We start from the raw sequence: 16,524 nt of genomic DNA, 5'->3' as shown, positions 1-16,524 counted from the left end.
ATACCTCGCTGACAGCCGCGAGCAGGTCATTGAGGTAAAGAAGCGATATAAAAAAACCGGCCTGAGCCGGTTTCGTTTTCGCTGAAGCGAGGAGGGTTACTTCATGGTGGCGAGAATCTGCCGGATCGATGCGTCTATCTGCTCAGCGATCTCTTTCGGCAGACGACTGAATTCATACTGTACGGTGCGTTTCTCGTCATTGGTTTTACGGCGCGCATAGGTGTTTGCCGTGGTAAAGGTGGCCAGTTTTTCCGTCACCGTTTTGCTGACCGGCGCGGGCTTTTTTAACTGGCGACGGGCGCTTTTAAAGGCATTGAGAATGGCACTTTTTTTCTCATCTGCATTTGCGCTCAGCAGTGAACCCTCAGCCTCCAGCTGCTGCTCAATCCCGCAAACCAGTTCCGTGACGTCTGCGGCCTCCGCCTTTGCTTCCTCCCAGACGTCGAGCAGTAACTGGTAGTCCTGCAATGTCAGTTCCGACACCACCGGGAAGAGGCCGATAAATTCGGCGGGTACGGCAGCCGCCTGGAACGCGCGGGAGACTTTGGCGTTAGAGATGCCTTCGGCTTTAGCAATCTCTGATTTGCTCATGCCGTTCTCGTTCATCAGCATAAAGCGCAGTCCCAGCTCGCGCAGGTTATGCTCTTTTGCTGTCTGAATATCCGCGGCCAGCTGACGCGCATCCGCGAGGCTCAGCGCATCGGCGGTTACCAGGACTTCCAGACTGGCACCCGACAGAATGCAGGCGGCGCGGCGGCGGGAACCGTCCATGATCTCAATTTTGTCACCGTTCACGCGACCAATGGCCGGGAAAAACTGCTGCAGGGTAATGGTCCGGGTGATCTCCTGCAGCGACTCCGGTGTCAGGCTGCTCTGGTCCCTTCCGTTAATGGCCGGGTCGACGCTGGTCCGGGTTTCGATATCGTCATGCGGGATCAGCTGACGCACAAAGGTCGCCTTCGCGCCTGATTTCAGCGTAAAAGTCCGCGACTGGCTGCTGCTGTCGATCATGCTTGCTATCGCGGAGTCGCCAAATTTGCGGCCAATGCGCTGTATAGGTTTGCTCACAGGGTGCTCCTGATATATTCGATGCGATCAAATACCGCCCTTGAGAACTGCTCAGCTTCATATTTCGCTTTACGCAGGGCATCGGCACTGCCCGGATACGAGGAGGGGTTGGCGCTGATCACTGTGTCAAAAGATTCACCGCAGCGTTCAAATCCATCCAGGCGCGGTAAGCTGCAGTCCAGCATCGATTTCGTAAAGACTTCCCGCGCATAGCTTTGTGAAGTCAGGTGATCGTGTTTAGAGGTCATTTTTGACATGAAGCCGATATTTGCCTTCAGTCGCGGTTCAACGCCTTCAGATTCTATACGCTCCAGCATTTCCGGCAGGCGGGTCAGATACTTCATCGTGGAGTGGAAGTCGACCTGGGCCGGTGGCGTAGGCGTCAGCAGCACATCACTGGCTGCGATCGCGTTTAGCATAAAGGAATCCAGATGCGGGCCGGTGTCGAGAAAGATAAAATCGTAATCACCTGCCAGACGATCGATGACGTTACGGCGTAAAACTTCGGATGGCGCGACCCCCGGCAGGTGTTCGGCAACCAGCTCTTCCCAGTCGCTGGCCACAAAGCCATCGTCAATTGACGCCGGGATAACATCCACGCCAGGCATGACGGTAGGTTTGATGAACTGTTCGCGAAGCTGGTCTGCATCGAGATCGTTGAGCATCGCCTGAGCGGCCGTTTCCAGAACGGAACCCACGCTGTTGGTATGACTCAGGAACATGGTGCTTGATGCCTGCGGGTCCAGGTCGATAACCAGGATGCGCAGATCGTTATGCAGCATGGAGGGGTGCGCGCGCATACCGTGGGCGAGCGTAACGGTGCTGACCGTTTTAGAGACCCCGCCCTTAAGGCTGACAACAAAGACGACAAAGGGGCCGTCGTGGCGGTCGCGATATTTCGGCACTTTACGGTGCTGATAAATGTCGACGACGTTCTGAATGGTCAGTGCATACTGCGAGGTACTGCCCGTCTGTTTTTTGCCAAACTGGTAGCCTGCAGCTTCCATATCCCCGATAGCCGCGACGACCGCGTGCTTGCTCAGCAAAGGCATATTGGCAACGGCATTACGTGAGAAGGTCTGGTAAAAACCGGTCTGGTTAAACTCCTGACGCTGCTGCTCAATATGGTTACTCAGTCCATGTAACATGGAATTGGCGCGCGTGGCCATTTCCAGCACGCCACCATAATCACGCTTCATAAGCCCCTCTGATTTAATGTTTTTTGGCATACTACACAAAAAGCGCATATCTGCCAATTTTTTAGAAAAATGCCAAAAACCTGGATTTTTCAGTGCAGACGATAAGAAATCGTCGGGAAATCAGGCAGGGTATAGAAGGGAGCGGAGTGATGGCGCGGGCATTTTCTGTAGGATACAGCCAGCTCTGAGCGTCTTTATGATGTGGCGTTCCGATGCAGGCAACGCCGTGAGAAGGGTGTTTTCATCATGAAAATCGTAAAATAGTTATTATTTATCAATAAGTAAACTGTGAAATCGCCTGGTGAAAATTGCAGTTGTGCATGGTCAGACAGGGTGCTTTTCCATTTTGCTGTTCAGACCGGCAATGAATTCTGAACCACGCTTACTGAAAGGCGAACCTCACAATTTTATTCAGCGGCGTAATCGTTTACAAAAATCCTTTTCTTAGTTAAACCTGCCTGACAGCGCAGCAAGAAGGCGGGGGAGTAAAACGTTGTTTTGTAGGCCGTTGTGTCCGGCGTCAACCAGATCACTACCAGAGGCGAAGAAGCTGTAAGCACAGTGCGTGCGATGTGATAAGGCGTCTGGTTTCGGGGATGATCATCAGCTTTAACCTTTCTCTTTCTTATGGCATAAACCAGCCCGTCTTATATCTGCTACAGATGAATTCAACGAAGCATTTTACCTTCGGGCTTTGCAACCGGCGTGGACGTCTTCAAAGGCGATCTGCTCGATATCGATTCCCTGCGGAAAGTCTTCTCTGGCGTCGACATGCTTTTTCTTCTGAATGCTGTCACCGGGGATGAATTCACTCAGGCCCTGATCACGCTATATTTAGCCCAGGAAGCCGGCATTGACCGGGTCGTTTACCTGTCGGTGTTTGATGCTGATAAGGCCGTAAACGTACCCCACTTTGCTGTAAAGTTCGGCGCAGAGCGCATGCCTGAAACGCTGGGCTTCAGCGCCACCATCCTGCGGCCTGCCTGCTTCATCGATAATAAGGTAATGATTGCAGACGTGGTCAGAAAGCATAACGTTTATCCGATGCCCATCGGTTCCAAAGGGGTGGCTATGGTTGAAGCCCGTGATATTGCTGAAATAGCTGCCATTGAACTGATTCGTCGCGATCGGGGAAGCTGTCTGTTGAGACAATCAATATAGTCGGGCCCGACATCCTCACCGGTGCTGATGTGGCTGCAATCTGGACTGAGGTGCTGGGTCGCCCCATTGCTTATGGAGGCGATGATCCGGGCGGCTTTGAGGCCAGTATGGCGAATTTCATACCTGAGTGGATGGCATATGAAATGCGCATTATGGCCGAACTGTTACGTCAGCGACGGCATGATCCCTCCGGAGGGCGACCGCGAGCGTCTGGTTAAGATGCCAGGCCGTAATTTGCATTCTTACCGCGAAACGGCTCTGGCTCTGGCCGGATGAAAAAGGGGAGAGTTTAACCGGAAGGCGGGATAAGGATCAGGGCGGTTAAAACCGTCCTCTATGAGATCCCACACTTCATTTTCTTAGCTGAATGTATTCAATAGCAGATGATATGCAGATAAATTCCCGCCTTTTTATACAGACCCGAATTGACTACTGCGCTCTGAATCGGATTCTTTTCTGGTAAGCCTGAACTTCTCTTCTTCTTGCTATCATTCTGCTCTCGCATTCTGGCTCTTACTTTACTGGTGTGTAATTTCCCTTTACCGGCAAAAGTTTTTCACTGGATGTCAGTTGAATATCGCAATAATGCACGGTGTTTTCATCATGAAAAAATCCAGATAAAAATATATAAATCAATTGCTTAGGTAAGATTTCTTCAGGGTGAGTTTACGTTTTTTCTCTTCAGAAAAAGTTGATGGCTGATCGACAACTTAAGCGCACTACTCACCTGGAAACCCCGCTGACGATAATTTTTGTTTTTCGGTGAGTCTGTTTAAACCCTCCTGTATCAGGCTTTGGATCTGGTCATGTTTGCTGAAACGGCTTAACGCCGAATCACGGCAGAAAAGCAGTTTCATTTGAGACGGGAATAGCGTCTGGTTTGGGTCTTTTTATCCCCGTTATCCACAGGCCAGATCCAATTGGTCGATCCTCAATAGATCAAATTGAGATCCTAAACAGATCCCCGCAGCGGCCAGACCCTTGTGACACAAGGCCTGAGAGGGGATCAATAACCACTATAGCGAGAAAAACAACCACTGCGGAGAGTATAACAACCACTATGGCGAGAGAAGTAACCGCGCTGGTGAGTAGTGAACAACCACTGTAGCGAGTAGACGGCCCTGATAACGGTGGATAAACGGCAGTGCTATCAGCTACAGCCTGCTTTCAGGCTGGCTCTGAAGATATGGGTCTGGTCGGCTGGTCTGATTTTCTGAAAATGAACGTTTAACCACCCGTTTTTACACCTTTATCCACCGATTCGATCCAGTAACCGATCCTCATAAGATCATTAATAGTTCCTGAAAGATCCCTGCAGCACGCCAGGCCCCGACAGCGCTGGCTTAAGGCCCTGTCAGCAACCACTGTAGCGAGTAAGATAACCACTGTGGTGAGAGAAATAACCACTGCGGTAAGTAGATTAACCGCTATAGTGAGTGATAGTATCCACTGTATCGAGTAACAGCGGCTGTTGCCTGTTCATAACACGGATCTGCCTGATGCCAAGAAAAGAACCCGATATCCTGAACATAGCGGATGCATTTAGCGAAACAGACAAACGCACTGGCGAGGTTGTTACTCTCACGCCTAACAGCAATAACACCGTTCAGCCGGTCGCGCTGATGCGACTTGGCTTGTTTGTTCCGACGCTGAAATCCACGGCGCGCAGTCAGAAAAACCAGATGAATGCCATGGATGTGACACAGGATCTTAAACAGTTATCCCTGGTCCGCTCGGAAGGGTATGACAACATCAAGATTCTGGGTGCCCGCCTGGATATGGATAACGATTTCAAAACCTGGGTGGGGATCATCCGTGCCTTCGCCACACATGAGTGTCTGGGAGACACGGTAACGCTCTCTTTCGTTGAATTCGCCAAATTGTGTGGCATACCCTCTGTGCGTCTCTCCTCGAAGCTCAGAAGCCGTCTGGATGCTTCCCTGACCCGTATTGCCTCCAATACGCTGACATTTACCAGCAAGGGTGGCGAGAACTACACCACGCATCTGGTGCAGTCTGCTAAATACAGCATCAAAAAGGATACGGTCACCTTACAGGCCGATCCCAAAATCTTTGAGCTCTACCAGTTCGACAGGAAAGTCCTGCTGCAGCTGAAAGCCATCAATGAGCTGGCACGTAAAGAGTCGGCCCAGGCGCTCTACACCTTCATTGAGAGTCTTCCGCCTAAACCGGCGCCGATATCCATGGCCCGGCTGCGTGCCAGACTTAACCTTACTTCGCGTGTTATCACCCAGAACGCCACCGTCAGAAAGGCCATGGAGCAGCTGAAAGAGATTGGATACCTTGACTACACGGAAACCCGGCGCGGCTCATCGGTTTACTTCTGGGTCCATTACCGTCACCCCAAGCTGCGCCCGGCCGAGCTGCCGCTCAGCAAGTCTGGTCTGATCGATGACGAAATGGATGAATTCGACGATCTCTACAACGATCCGACTGTCATTGATGTCGGCCAGCCTGAAGCCGTGATGGAAGAGGAGAGCAGCGAGCTGGTGATGGTGTCACGTGAGGAGAAAGAGCTGCTGAACAAAATCAGGAAGCAAAAAAAGCAATAATTTTCAGACGTTAGCACGCCTCGTTCCCTGTGATAGCCCTTTCCGCTCGCGGCCTGAGAGTAGGGATGTCAGGAAGGCCTGACCCAACCACTGTAGCGAGTTACGTTACTCTCTACAGTGGTTATCCACCCGCTGCCCGCTCAGAGATACCGCTCAATCGCTGTGGCCTCCACCTAATCTGCCTTGTGTCGTTTTTAACCGACGCAGCCAGTGTTAACTCGCTACAGTGGTTGCTCTTCTGTTAAAGGTGATGATGAGTACGGCTGACACAGAGATTTCTCTGCTTTACTCGCTACAGTGGTTATCCGGCTGAACGTCTTCATGCCTCAGAAGAAGCGGGGCAGGGCAGGTATTTATCGCGCAGCGCGCGCTTCACTTACTCGCTATAGTGGTTACCCTTTCTGTTTTCGAAGCTAATCGTGCCATTCCCATGCTCTTCCTCTCCTGTGAGCTACTCGTTACAGTGGTTATCAGGTTGTTTTATCGCTAAAGCGGTGAGTTAATGATCAGATAATAGCGTTTTAAGGGGTAAACACACTCGCTACAGTGGTTGCCAAACGGGAACAGGCAGGGGAGGTTTACTCGCTATAGTGGTTGTTACTGTTTCTGCCCGGCCACGCCTTTGGTGGGCTTACCTGATGTGTGAGTGCTCACTATTTTCATGTACCCTGTCAGATAAGGCATCAAGAAAAATACCGGAAGATGCTCTGCCTCAGTCATCACTCGCTATAGTGGTTCCCTTAAGACTGACCGCCACAGAACTGACCTGCATGACAGGCCCGATGCACCCAAAATGGCTCTCAGAGCGAGTGATTTCGCGAAAAGAGTGTCGCCCGCATTCCTGCAACAGCAAACACGCCTCCTGCCTGAGGAGTCTTCTCGCTATAGTGGTTGATCGCCTGTTTCCCGTCGCTGAACCGCCTGAGCAGGAACTCTCACTGGCACCATTACTCGCTACAGTGGTTACTGACGCTGAGCTGAGCAGCGATTCACTCGCTATAGTGGATATCTGGCACATTACGCCTTTGCCGGTGTGTAAATATGCAACAAATTACCTTTATGCAGGCAGCAGGGAAGCAACATTACTCGCTATAGTGGTTATCCCTCATTCCTGTGCCTGTCTGGTCAGAAATACGCTGTCAAAACGTTAAGCTGTAAAAAGCTCATACAGCAGGTCAGGGGCAGGAGACGGGGCAGGGAAGTGAATCAGTGAACTGCGTGAGGATTGTCAGGAGTGAATCAACAAAACGGCCGGCGCGCCAGCCGCTCTGTTGCTGTTCAGGCAGGTTGCGTTACATCGCCTCCCGGTATTCCGGCCAGGCGACCGATTCAGCCTGGTAGCGGCCAGCGGCAGCAAACAGGGTGCCCTGGAAGTTGATCACACCAGCCGCCTCCAGCCACATCCACTCCTCGGCCTGGACGATACCGGCTGCGATTACGGTGATTTCCAGCGCAGAACAGCATTTGATAATTGCCTGAACCACCGCCTGTTTGGGGCCGCTGCGGTGAACGTCGCGGGTGATCCCGGCGTCGATACGAATACGGTCCGGCTGAATGTGGGTCAGCAGCGAAAGCCCGGCGGAGCCGTCTCCAAAATTGTCGATAGAGAGGCTGATCCCGGCGGCTTTCAACGCACGAACCGCTTCAGAGAAGGCGGCCAGCTGAGAGATAACTGCCGTTTCGCTCACGCCGATGACCACCTGCTCCGGCACCAGTCCCGCCTGCTGAATGGCGGCCACAATCTGCGTGACGGCATCGGGTATCACCACCAGCGTCATCGGCAGCAGGCTGACGTAGAGCGTCATGCCATCAGGGCAGACCTGACCTGCATGGGCGAATGTCTTTTTCAGGGTCTCCAGATCGTCAGCGTGAAGCTGGGCGTCTGAGGCTGCATCGGAGGGCGCCGCTCTGACAATAGTGGCTTCAATCGCGGTAACCTTGCGAGCCAGCGGATCGACGACCGGGCGGAAACTGACGCCTTCTGTTTCAGGGCGGGAATCCGGCACCTCGTTATGCTCTGAAATGAATTCCCAGTAACCGGGCGGAAGAACCTCGTAATAGTTCTCCTTCTCGCGTGACTCAACAAAGGTCCGCAGGAATTGCAGTGCCCGATCATCATAGGTCAGTTGATATTTCGAGGTCCCTTTATCCAGCACCGCCTGGAGCAGCGACGAGCGGTCATGTTCACGCAGGTCAAACAGCGACATACCCGCATTACCAAACCGGCGGGAAGGTGCGTAGTCGCGCATCAGCTCCACGACATTATGATGCCGGCGATCGGCACAGATGCGCTGATAGACTGCCTGAACGCCCGCTTCCGGCCCCTCAAGCAACTGGAAAAAGTGTGTGCCGTTGAATAACAGGATGCCTGTTACGTCGTGCGCAGTGTTGATTTCGCTGGCGTGATCGACCATCTCAGGCAGGGTTCTGACCGGAAAATCATCGGAAATATGGCTGCGGTATATAATGGTAGTCAGCATGTGCAGCTCCGCTTTAGGTGAATATAGCGCACACGCTAACACTGTTTAAAAAATGTTTCATCTTTCCTTACTGACTGTAGCACGGCATGCACACGGGCAGGCAGCACTAAGCGCAGCGGCTGTCGGGTGACGTTCCGGATAACAGCTCCGGTACGTGCAGACGGTCACTCAGCAGGGCTCCCCGCGCAGCTTCCAGTTGAGCCAGTGATCCAGTGCTTCTTCGTTCAGCGGTCTGGAATAGAAGTAGCCCTGTGCCTGGTCACAACCATACTCTGTCAGCGAGGTTACCGCATCGGGACACTCGACCCCCTCAGCCAGCACGGTGTAGTCCAGCTCTTTCAGCATGGCGATGATGCTGCGGGCAATGATGCGTGAGGCAGTATCGGAAGAGAGCTCGCTGATCAGGGAGCGATCCAGCTTGATAACATCCAGCGGCATCCGGCGCAGATAACTGATATTGCTGTAGCCGGAGCCAAAATCATCCAGCGAAATCGTAAATCCACACTCTCTGAGTCTCTCCAGCCCGCGCAGGGCATCAGGGCTTTCAAGGATACGTTCAGTTTCCAGACACTCAATGCCCAGCAGTGAGGTGGGGAGCTTAGCCCTGACCAGCTTGCTTTCCAGTGCTGAAGCAAAGCCTTCCTGCGAGAAGTCGTTCACGCTGACGTTAATCGTTAACGGCAGCTGGATGCAGCTATTCCTGAGCCGCCTCAGGCGGGCTACCGCCTGATCGATAATCCAGGCGGTCAGCACAGAGAGCAGTTCGGTCTGTTCAGCCTGCGGGATAAAGGCACCTGGCGAGAGTTCACCCCGGGTAGGATGCTGCCAGCGGATCAGCGCTTCCAGCCCCACCGGTCTGCCACTCTGCAGGCAGATTTTCGGCTGGTAAACCATATAAAGCCCGACGTTGTCGCGCAGCGCAGCTTTAAGATCGTTCATCAGCAGTAAATCGTCAGCATGCTGCGTCTGCGCCTCGGCGTCATAGCGCTGCGAGGGCAGCCCCAGTCCGACCGCATCGTTCAGGGCACTGACGGCGCGACGTAATACCTCAGGTGCCGACAGTTGACTGGCCACAAAGCCCGCTTCGCCGGTGTGCGGTGTCAGCGCGACCGACAGTCCATCATCCACATCTGCACTGATACCCTCCAGACGACCGGCCACCCAGGCGGCACTCAGGCGGCTGTCTGCCCGGGTCAGGATGGCAAACCGCCCGGTGGCCACGGTATAGAGCATTTCGCCCACCGCCGGACGCAGCCGCAGTGGCAGCAGGGTGGCCATATCTTTCAGCAGGCTTTCAACCGGCCCCATTCCCATCGTGCGGGCCAGTTCATAGGCTCGCGACATATCAATGCAATCAATCAGGACCAGGCGGCGGGGTGTGATGTCGCCCGCCACGGCCAGATACTGTAAATCCCGGATCAGACGCTGGCGGTTAGGCAGTCCGGTTACCGGATCGACAAACCCGGCCGCATGCCAGGCTTCCAGAAAAGACATGACCAGCGTGGAGAGCAGGGTCAGCGTGATGACCTGGTCAGAGGTGAACACATGCGGCTCGGTATCGGTCACACACAGCGTACCCAGAATAATGTTATCGCGCGTTTTCAGCGGCACGCCGGCATAGAAGCGAATAAAGGGTGCACCGGTGATCAGGGGATGCCTGACAAAACGCGGGTCGTGCCAGGTGTCGGGCACGACCATAGGCGTGTTACTGTCGACCACGTGGCGACAGAGAGAATCTTCACGCGTGGAGCGCTGAAGATTGAATGTGTGCGAGGCCTGTACGGTCTGATACTCATCATCCAGAACAGAGATAAAGCTGCCCGGAATGCCCAGTGCCTGACTCGCCAGACGGACAAATTTCCGCAGGACGTCATCGCGACTTTCATCAGGACTGCGCAACGCCTGTATAGCACGGCTTCTGCGTTCATCATCGCCGTTTAAATTCTTAAGCATGTGTGTATACCCCGCACCGGTTGATTACGGAGCGAAAAAGAAAACTGTCCGGTTTGAAATGTCGATCAGGCGGCAGTAAATATAGCGTATTTTTTATTTTCCGCTGAATGATAGGTGACTCTGCGGCAGCTGTCTCTTAATATTTTCTTTAACGCATTAAAAGCATGTTTACGATTCGAAAATTTAATCGAAGAGAGGTGTTAATATTTACATATTGTTGTCATTTTCAGAAAACGCGTGATTCCAGACTTTTTAATATTTATTTCAGGCAGCAGAACAATATGCATTCAGGAGCGTGAATGGTTTTGCTAAGTCAGTCTGAACCCTGCAGCCGCGACAGGCTCCGGAGCCGCGTCGCTGAGCAGAGACGGGTGAGAAAGATAACCTGTTAATATGACTGGTAAAAGCAGGAAACCGGGTCATTCCGGCAGAGATAACCTGTCGCCATTGTGATGGCTGAATCAGGCCAATCCGCCGCCGGGCTGCCACTGACGCAGCACGTCAGGCAGTAATCAGGTTAACGTTTGATGCCGTGGCCGGACTGTGACGGACGCCGGGGTGGCGGGTTTTGCTCCAGCCACGCACGCACCTGTTCGGTTAGCGATCCCTGTTCGCGAATCGCACGCGTCAGCCTCTCCTGAGTCGTCTTTAGCTCCTGGGTCCAGTAGGTGATTTGCCACTGTTCACGGATCTCTACACGTGACAGATCGTCGGGTGAGCGACGCTGGATAGGATTTTTCATTTATTATCCTCCTCGTATTTTTGATGGTGCCCGCTGAGCAGCATCCTCAGGCTAAACAGCTATCGTGATGAAGAGTGAGGCATTGAGGTAGCGGATTAATCCCTGAATCGCGCTTAAGTCAAATATCAGGACTATTCCTGGCTGGCGCAATAAGGCACTCTAAAAAAATAGAAAAGTCGCCGGCGGGGCAGAATTACGCGTTTCGTTTACAAAGAAATTCTGCCGGAATGCAGAATCCGGAATTTGACATTTATTTAAAATGGTCAATTATTCTCAGGTCAATTCGCAGGGCCACTTCCGGGTCGCTTCGCTTTATACAGGCGAAGCGCTGCGCCTTTGCGGTTTCATCATGTTGAAGGAGTCCTTTTTGGTTAATCGTCCCCCTCAGCCGCCTGTGGCTGTTCAGAGTAATGTGCGTGAACTTCGTTTGGCCGCCGGGCTGTCACAGCAGAGCGCCGCAGAGCGTTTCGACCTCAGTCTGCGCGTCTGGCAGACGAAAGAAGCTGCAGCCAATCCTGCGTTACTGAGTCAGGGTGAATATGAGTTGCTGCTGCTGCTGGCCGGCCGTCATCCTCATTTCGTTCTTGCACCGCAGAATAAAAAATAGCGGCAGCCCGCTATCCTGATTTGACTCCCGGTGATAACAGGATCCGGAGAAGCGGAAAAAAATCTATTTCCCGGCTTGAAAATGTAGCGCTAATCCCTATTTTGAAGGTGATCGGGAATCTGAAACCGGTCAGATGAACTTTTGGATGAACCTGTTCAGGAGATTATCACGATGTCACTACAACCCTTTTCAGTTTTGCCTTCGCTGGCTGATTCCGTTTTTTCAGACCGCTTCAGCCGCATCGATAAATTGTTCAGTCAGCTGACGGGTGACAGCCCGGTCACCTCCGTTCCCGCTTATGATCTGCAGCGCGTGGAGGATAACCACTATGCGCTGACCGTCAGCACGCCTGGCTGGAAAGAGCATGAGCTGGAGATCGAGTTACGTGGCGGGCGTCTTTCCATCGCCGGTCACAGGGAAAAAGCGTCGCAGGAATCGACAGGCGAGGCCCGGGAAGAGAGCGGCGGCTGGATCCATCGCGGGATAGCGCGCCACGACTTCCAGCTGAACTTTTCCATTCCGGAGCATATGAAGGTCACCGGAGCCAGTCTGGCTGAGGGATTACTCCGTATCGATCTGATTCAGGAGATACCGGAGAGCGAGAAACCGCGTCGCATTCCGATTGCCATCGGCGGTCCGCGTACGCTTGAGCATCACTGATAGCTGCAGGGCGGAAATGGCAAAGGCTGTTTCCGCCTTTTTGATGGCGGGCAGGCAAAAGAAGTCATGGAATCAGGCGCTGGCGGAGAGGGTGTTTTCAGGCAGTTTCACGCGGGTGTCTGTTCCGGTCAGCATGACGGGATCGCCTGCCTCAAGACTGGACTGAAAAATTGCCTTCATGGATGGCGTAATTCCGTCGCCACACCACATCAGATGGTGCTCAAAGCGGTGATTCGCCACGGCAGGCACGCCTGACGCCTCGGCGGCCACTTCAACCCGGAATCCCTGTCCGTTGAGCCGTATCGCTTCCATCCAGATCTCTGTCTCATCCGTCACGCTGACCGCTTCAAGGAACAGCGGGATGGTGCTGCGTCGTCTGGCGGCCTGCGCCAGGCGTTCCCACTGACCCACCACGGCGGTGTGAAAACGCTCAAGACGCTGCGCTGCCCCTTCGCTGACGTCAGTACGCAGCCAGAGATTAAGCGGGCGCAGGTAGCAGTTCACATAATCATCGCCACAGTAGTCAATGTTCATCATCCGCAACTCGCGATGAATATCCTCGTCTGAGCTCTGAGAGAGCAGCTGCAGCATATCCTCTTCCCGGCAGGCCCAGCCGCCGGGCAGCGTAACACTGGGCCAGTTAAGCGCTGCATGGATATCGAAAAGCGTATGGCCGCCTGACGTCATATCCCGCACATAGAGGGCACGCGTAAGCTGATTATCTGAATAACCGCCAGCATCCGGTGGCGTAATCAACCCGGCGCGGCGCCAGCGTCTCAGCGTTTCAGGAAGAACACCGACAAGCGCACATATCGTGTCGGTAGAGTGTTGAGGCATGATTGGTATCCGTAAGGTTTTGGGCTCCCGTCACCAGGGAAGTCAGCGTAGTATGCGCGCCAGCGATGAATAAAGAAACAATCATTTCCATAATGTATCGGGTGTTGCACGGCGGGGCGAGTCGTTAACATCTGTGAGAGAAAAGGGCAGGCACCGGGCGCGTAAACGCCCGGCGGGAAAAGGGGATTACCAGTGATACTTGTTGGAATCTTCCCACTCTTTCACTTCCTGCTCGGCACGATCTTTCTCGTAGCCGTAACGTTCCTGAATTTTACCGACCAGCTGATCGCGCTTCCCTTCCACAACGGTCATATCGTCATCCGTGAGATCGCCCCATTTTTCCTTAACCTTACCTTTGAACTGCTTCCAGTTACCGCCAATGCGATCTTCGTTCATGGTGATTCTCCCAACTCGGTGATTATCCAGGGATCTGATGAATATCTGTTGGCCAGATGGCTGTCAGATGGATCAAGCATGGCACAGCTTTTGCTCTTTGCAGCGAAGCGGTGTGAGCCGCATCAAATTATGAGCAAAACGGCAGCGTGCAAGCGGAAGTCAGGCGGGATTACGCCAGTCGTCGTGAGGGCCAGCTGACGGCAGGCAGGGCGTTGAGAGCAGGGCGCGCAAACAGAAAACCCTGGTAATAGCGAACCCCGGCACCTTCGAGCCAGAGCCACTCTTCAATTTTTTCAACGCCTTCTGCGATGACCGTAATTTCCAGCGCCTGACAGCATTTCAGGATGGCCAGCACAATCGCCTGACGCGGGCCGCTGCGGTGAATATCGGTGATCAGCTTGCGATCGATTTTAACTTTGTCGGGCTGAAAGTCGGCTAACAGAGACAGGCCAGCAAAACCGGCGCCAAAATCGTCGAGCGCCAGGCTGATGCCGGCCGCTTTCAGCTGGCGCACTGCGGACTGAAAGGCGTCGAAGCGTGAGATGATCTCATCTTCAGTGACCTCAACCACGACCTGCTCCGGTCGCAATCCCTGCAGCCGGATTTGCTGAAGAAGATGATCGACCGCCCCCTCGATCATCACCAGTGACATCGGCAACAGGTTAACGGAGAGGGTCTGATCGCCCAGGCCAAGCTGTCCGGCCAGCCGGAAAGCATAGGTCTTGGAGTGAAGATCGGCCTGATAGCGCTGGCTTTCCGGTAGCTGAGAAAAATAGTCGGCGGGTGAAGCGCCATGCTGACCGCGGATCAGGGCTTCACAGGAAACAATCTGGCGATTTGTGGCATCCACAATCGGCTGCAGCGCAAACTCACAGCGCTGATCGGCGGCCGGCGGGCAGGAAAGCGCTACATCGGAGGAGGAGGGGGTGATCAGTGTCCACTCACTGGCTGGTTCAATCTCAATAAAGGTCTCTTTATCCCGTCCTTCAACAAACGAACGCAGGAATTTGACGACCCGATCATGCCGGATACGCTCCTCATTAAGCGTGACCCGGTCAAGCAGAGCCTCTACCACGGTATGCTCCTGATAGTCACGCAAATCAAACAGGGCCATGCCGGCGTGACCAAATCGCCGTGCCGGGGCGTAGTCACGCATCAGCTCGATCAGATTAAAATGCCGATCGTCCTGACTGATTCGCTGAAAAACCGTGTGGACATTCTCAACGCTCCCCTCCAGCACCTGAAAAAAGTGCTGCCCGTCATAAAGCAGGATCCCGGTGACCTCGGCCTCGGCGTTTTTAACACTGGCACGCTCCACCAGCGCCTGCAGTTTCTCCGGCGAGACAGAACCCGCAAGCTGGCTGCGGTAAATAAGGGTGGAGAGCATAAGCGGACTCGCATGGCAGTTGAGACTTATTAACCATATCACAGATATTTCGGGGGTTAAGGGCACAACTGAAATGATTATGCTGTTCTGCTTTCGGTATTAATATCGCTATGAATCCCGCCCGGGTTAAGAGGCATTAATCGCCATTTTCCCGGGAGAGCGATCAGGCAATTGTAATAAAGCAGAAAAGCCCCCCCGTTAAAGCGGGGGCGAACAGAAGATATAGCGCATTATTATAACGACACAGCATCCCTGGTGAGGCGCTGGTTAATCGGATGTTCACAGGTTGCTTTCATCAGCCCTTTCATGCTGGCCGGTGAAACGTGATCTCTGCTGCTGCACTCTCTGAAAAAGTGCCCCCTGTTAAAGGGGGCAAGGGTAGGAGTCAGATCACTCTGTAAAGGAAGTGGATTTCGTTACAGAGCCATTTAAAGATAGGGCAAAAGCGATCTGAATGCCGCTGCGGTTAACCGTTTTTTTAGTTTGATATCAGATGATTAGAATTGTCACTTTAATGCATTTTCAGGTTAATCAATGTGTTAAACGCCAATGAAAACGTTTTCTAAGATTTGGATTAAAGTCCCGTTTCGCTGGCGGACACGGATAAAAATGGCAGGGCAGGGCGTCCTCCGCAGCCGAAAACCAGACAGGCTTGACCGACTCCGGGAATAACTATACTGTTTATATATACAGTTAATAGTGGTGAGACGTTGCGGAGGCAATGCAATGCAACAGGATGATGCCGTCTGGATCGCATTCAGAGAGGCGATGAGGCGGGATAGCGAGGGGCTGTGTACGATCAGCACCCGGGACTTTGTCACGCAGCTGGACCTGCACAACACACCTCACACCATGCGAGCGGCGAATGTCTGGATAGAGATCCATATCACGACATTCCGTGATATCTCCACCGAACCGGGTGAGTGCCGGCTGTTTCAGGTTCCTGCGGCGCGCAATTAGCGCGCACCGCAGCACCATCGCATTCAGCCTGCCTGCAGAGACAGGCTGAGGCCGCAATCAGGCCCTGACGCTGCTTTGACGCAACCCGGCGCGGTCCTGGTAGTTCGGCCTGGCAGAATAGCTCTTCTCGCAGCCCGTGCGGGCCATATTCAGAGCCACTTTGCGTTTTTTCAGCTTAATTTTCGGTAACCACTCTTTAAACTGTGCCGTCAGCGAGGCCGCCTGCTGTTCGTTTGCAACGCGGCAGATAAACAGCTTGCTCTTGGTCTGACGGGTGACATCAATGGCGTAGATCTCAACGCCACTGCTGCATGCTTCATATTCAACATCCGTAAACTGCATGTGTGGCCAAAGACCGGTTCTGGTTTCAAATGTGGCTAAATCCATGATGAATAGCTTTTTTTATTGTAAGCGTTAGTGCTGTCCGGCAGGTTAAAACCTGGTCGGGCCAGTGAGCATAGACCAGAATCAGCATTCCGCCAGTCAATTCACTAATTTAAT

At 53.3% G+C, this 16,524-nt stretch carries 14 protein-coding genes; 5 read left to right on the top strand and 9 right to left on the bottom strand.

Annotated elements, in window-relative coordinates; translation table 11 throughout:
• Positions 1–96: 96 nt before the first annotated feature.
• Positions 97–1,068, bottom strand: coding sequence for a ParB family protein (locus AC1V0D_RS20410; RefSeq protein WP_482907971.1), 972 nt, complete (start codon positions 1,066–1,068; stop codon positions 97–99).
• Positions 1,065–2,267: an AAA family ATPase gene (locus AC1V0D_RS20405; RefSeq protein WP_009093252.1), complete on the bottom strand. Its 1,203-nt coding sequence runs from the start codon at positions 2,265–2,267 to the stop codon at positions 1,065–1,067. The genes AC1V0D_RS20410 and AC1V0D_RS20405 overlap by 4 nt, the downstream gene beginning before the upstream one ends.
• A 705-nt stretch (positions 2,268–2,972) precedes the next feature.
• Between AC1V0D_RS20405 and AC1V0D_RS20400 the strand changes: the two genes are divergently transcribed.
• Together AC1V0D_RS20400 and AC1V0D_RS20395 are read left to right on the top strand one after the other, a co-directional pair.
• Entirely contained in the window at positions 2,973–3,428 is a 456-nt protein-coding gene (locus tag AC1V0D_RS20400) for an NmrA family NAD(P)-binding protein (RefSeq protein WP_482907970.1), read from the top strand.
• A gap of 1,499 nt (positions 3,429–4,927) precedes the next feature.
• Positions 4,928–6,001, top strand: a complete 1,074-nt coding sequence (locus AC1V0D_RS20395; protein WP_009093253.1) for a RepB family plasmid replication initiator protein — start codon at positions 4,928–4,930, stop codon at positions 5,999–6,001.
• Between the two features lie 1,292 nt (positions 6,002–7,293).
• Here AC1V0D_RS20395 and AC1V0D_RS20390 read toward each other — a convergent pair.
• The 3 genes from AC1V0D_RS20390 to AC1V0D_RS20380 all read right to left on the bottom strand — a co-directional run bounded on the left by AC1V0D_RS20390 (position 7,294) and on the right by AC1V0D_RS20380 (position 11,176).
• Positions 7,294–8,481, bottom strand: coding sequence for a diguanylate phosphodiesterase (locus tag AC1V0D_RS20390; protein WP_009093254.1), 1,188 nt, complete (start codon positions 8,479–8,481; stop codon positions 7,294–7,296).
• Between the two features lie 168 nt (positions 8,482–8,649).
• Complete coding sequence (locus AC1V0D_RS20385) at positions 8,650–10,434, bottom strand: EAL domain-containing protein (RefSeq protein WP_140923795.1); 1,785 nt, start codon at positions 10,432–10,434, stop codon at positions 8,650–8,652.
• 517 nt (positions 10,435–10,951) lie between these two features.
• Positions 10,952–11,176, bottom strand: a complete 225-nt coding sequence (locus tag AC1V0D_RS20380) for a DUF3606 domain-containing protein (RefSeq protein WP_140029917.1) — start codon at positions 11,174–11,176, stop codon at positions 10,952–10,954.
• A gap of 367 nt (positions 11,177–11,543) precedes the next feature.
• Here AC1V0D_RS20380 and AC1V0D_RS20375 point away from each other — a divergent pair, with 367 nt between their 5' ends.
• Both AC1V0D_RS20375 and AC1V0D_RS20370 read left to right on the top strand, forming a co-directional pair.
• Positions 11,544–11,783 (top strand): hypothetical protein, encoded by a 240-nt coding sequence (locus tag AC1V0D_RS20375; protein WP_009093257.1) that lies wholly within the window; start codon positions 11,544–11,546, stop codon positions 11,781–11,783.
• A gap of 171 nt (positions 11,784–11,954) precedes the next feature.
• Entirely contained in the window at positions 11,955–12,443 is a 489-nt protein-coding gene (locus AC1V0D_RS20370) for an Hsp20 family protein (RefSeq protein ID WP_009093258.1), read from the top strand.
• A gap of 72 nt (positions 12,444–12,515) precedes the next feature.
• Here the strand turns inward: AC1V0D_RS20370 and AC1V0D_RS20365 are convergent, their stop codons facing one another.
• From AC1V0D_RS20365 to AC1V0D_RS20355, 3 genes are all read right to left on the bottom strand, one after another.
• Positions 12,516–13,280 (bottom strand): MerR family transcriptional regulator, encoded by a 765-nt coding sequence (locus AC1V0D_RS20365; protein WP_033736893.1) that lies wholly within the window; start codon positions 13,278–13,280, stop codon positions 12,516–12,518.
• A 186-nt stretch (positions 13,281–13,466) separates the two neighbouring features.
• Positions 13,467–13,676: a CsbD family protein gene (locus AC1V0D_RS20360; RefSeq protein ID WP_009093260.1), complete on the bottom strand. Its 210-nt coding sequence runs from the start codon at positions 13,674–13,676 to the stop codon at positions 13,467–13,469.
• A gap of 169 nt (positions 13,677–13,845) precedes the next feature.
• Positions 13,846–15,063, bottom strand: a complete 1,218-nt coding sequence (locus tag AC1V0D_RS20355; protein ID WP_482907969.1) for a diguanylate phosphodiesterase — start codon at positions 15,061–15,063, stop codon at positions 13,846–13,848.
• Between the two features lie 726 nt (positions 15,064–15,789).
• On the opposite strand from AC1V0D_RS20355, the gene AC1V0D_RS20350 reads away from it, so the two are divergent.
• On the top strand, positions 15,790–16,023 hold the full coding sequence (locus AC1V0D_RS20350) for a hypothetical protein (protein WP_009093263.1): 234 nt from the start codon (positions 15,790–15,792) through the stop codon (positions 16,021–16,023).
• A gap of 57 nt (positions 16,024–16,080) precedes the next feature.
• Here the strand turns inward: AC1V0D_RS20350 and AC1V0D_RS20345 are convergent, their stop codons facing one another.
• Positions 16,081–16,410, bottom strand: coding sequence for a hypothetical protein (locus AC1V0D_RS20345; RefSeq protein WP_046103071.1), 330 nt, complete (start codon positions 16,408–16,410; stop codon positions 16,081–16,083).
• Positions 16,411–16,524: the final 114 nt, after the last annotated feature.

It is taken from the genome of Pantoea sp. PA1, assembly GCF_056856975.1.
Note: the sequence above shows the minus strand (reverse complement) of the source record. Positions and strands in the feature narration are given on the sequence as shown.

What these genes read in the sequence shown, in the direction of transcription:
- AC1V0D_RS20405 (WP_009093252.1), bottom strand. Translation starts at nt 2,267, where the DNA reads ATGAAGCGTGATTATGGTGGCGTGCTGGAAATGGCCACGCGCGCCAAT.
- AC1V0D_RS20395 (WP_009093253.1), top strand. Translation starts at nt 4,928, where the DNA reads ATGCCAAGAAAAGAACCCGATATCCTGAACATAGCGGATGCATTTAGC.
- AC1V0D_RS20390 (WP_009093254.1), bottom strand. Translation starts at nt 8,481, where the DNA reads ATGCTGACTACCATTATATACCGCAGCCATATTTCCGATGATTTTCCG.
- AC1V0D_RS20385 (WP_140923795.1), bottom strand. Translation starts at nt 10,434, where the DNA reads ATGCTTAAGAATTTAAACGGCGATGATGAACGCAGAAGCCGTGCTATA.
- AC1V0D_RS20380 (WP_140029917.1), bottom strand. Translation starts at nt 11,176, where the DNA reads ATGAAAAATCCTATCCAGCGTCGCTCACCCGACGATCTGTCACGTGTA.
- AC1V0D_RS20370 (WP_009093258.1), top strand. Translation starts at nt 11,955, where the DNA reads ATGTCACTACAACCCTTTTCAGTTTTGCCTTCGCTGGCTGATTCCGTT.
- AC1V0D_RS20365 (WP_033736893.1), bottom strand. Translation starts at nt 13,280, where the DNA reads ATGCCTCAACACTCTACCGACACGATATGTGCGCTTGTCGGTGTTCTT.
- AC1V0D_RS20360 (WP_009093260.1), bottom strand. Translation starts at nt 13,676, where the DNA reads ATGAACGAAGATCGCATTGGCGGTAACTGGAAGCAGTTCAAAGGTAAG.
- AC1V0D_RS20355 (WP_482907969.1), bottom strand. Translation starts at nt 15,063, where the DNA reads ATGCTCTCCACCCTTATTTACCGCAGCCAGCTTGCGGGTTCTGTCTCG.
- AC1V0D_RS20350 (WP_009093263.1), top strand. Translation starts at nt 15,790, where the DNA reads ATGCAACAGGATGATGCCGTCTGGATCGCATTCAGAGAGGCGATGAGG.
- AC1V0D_RS20345 (WP_046103071.1), bottom strand. Translation starts at nt 16,410, where the DNA reads ATGGATTTAGCCACATTTGAAACCAGAACCGGTCTTTGGCCACACATG.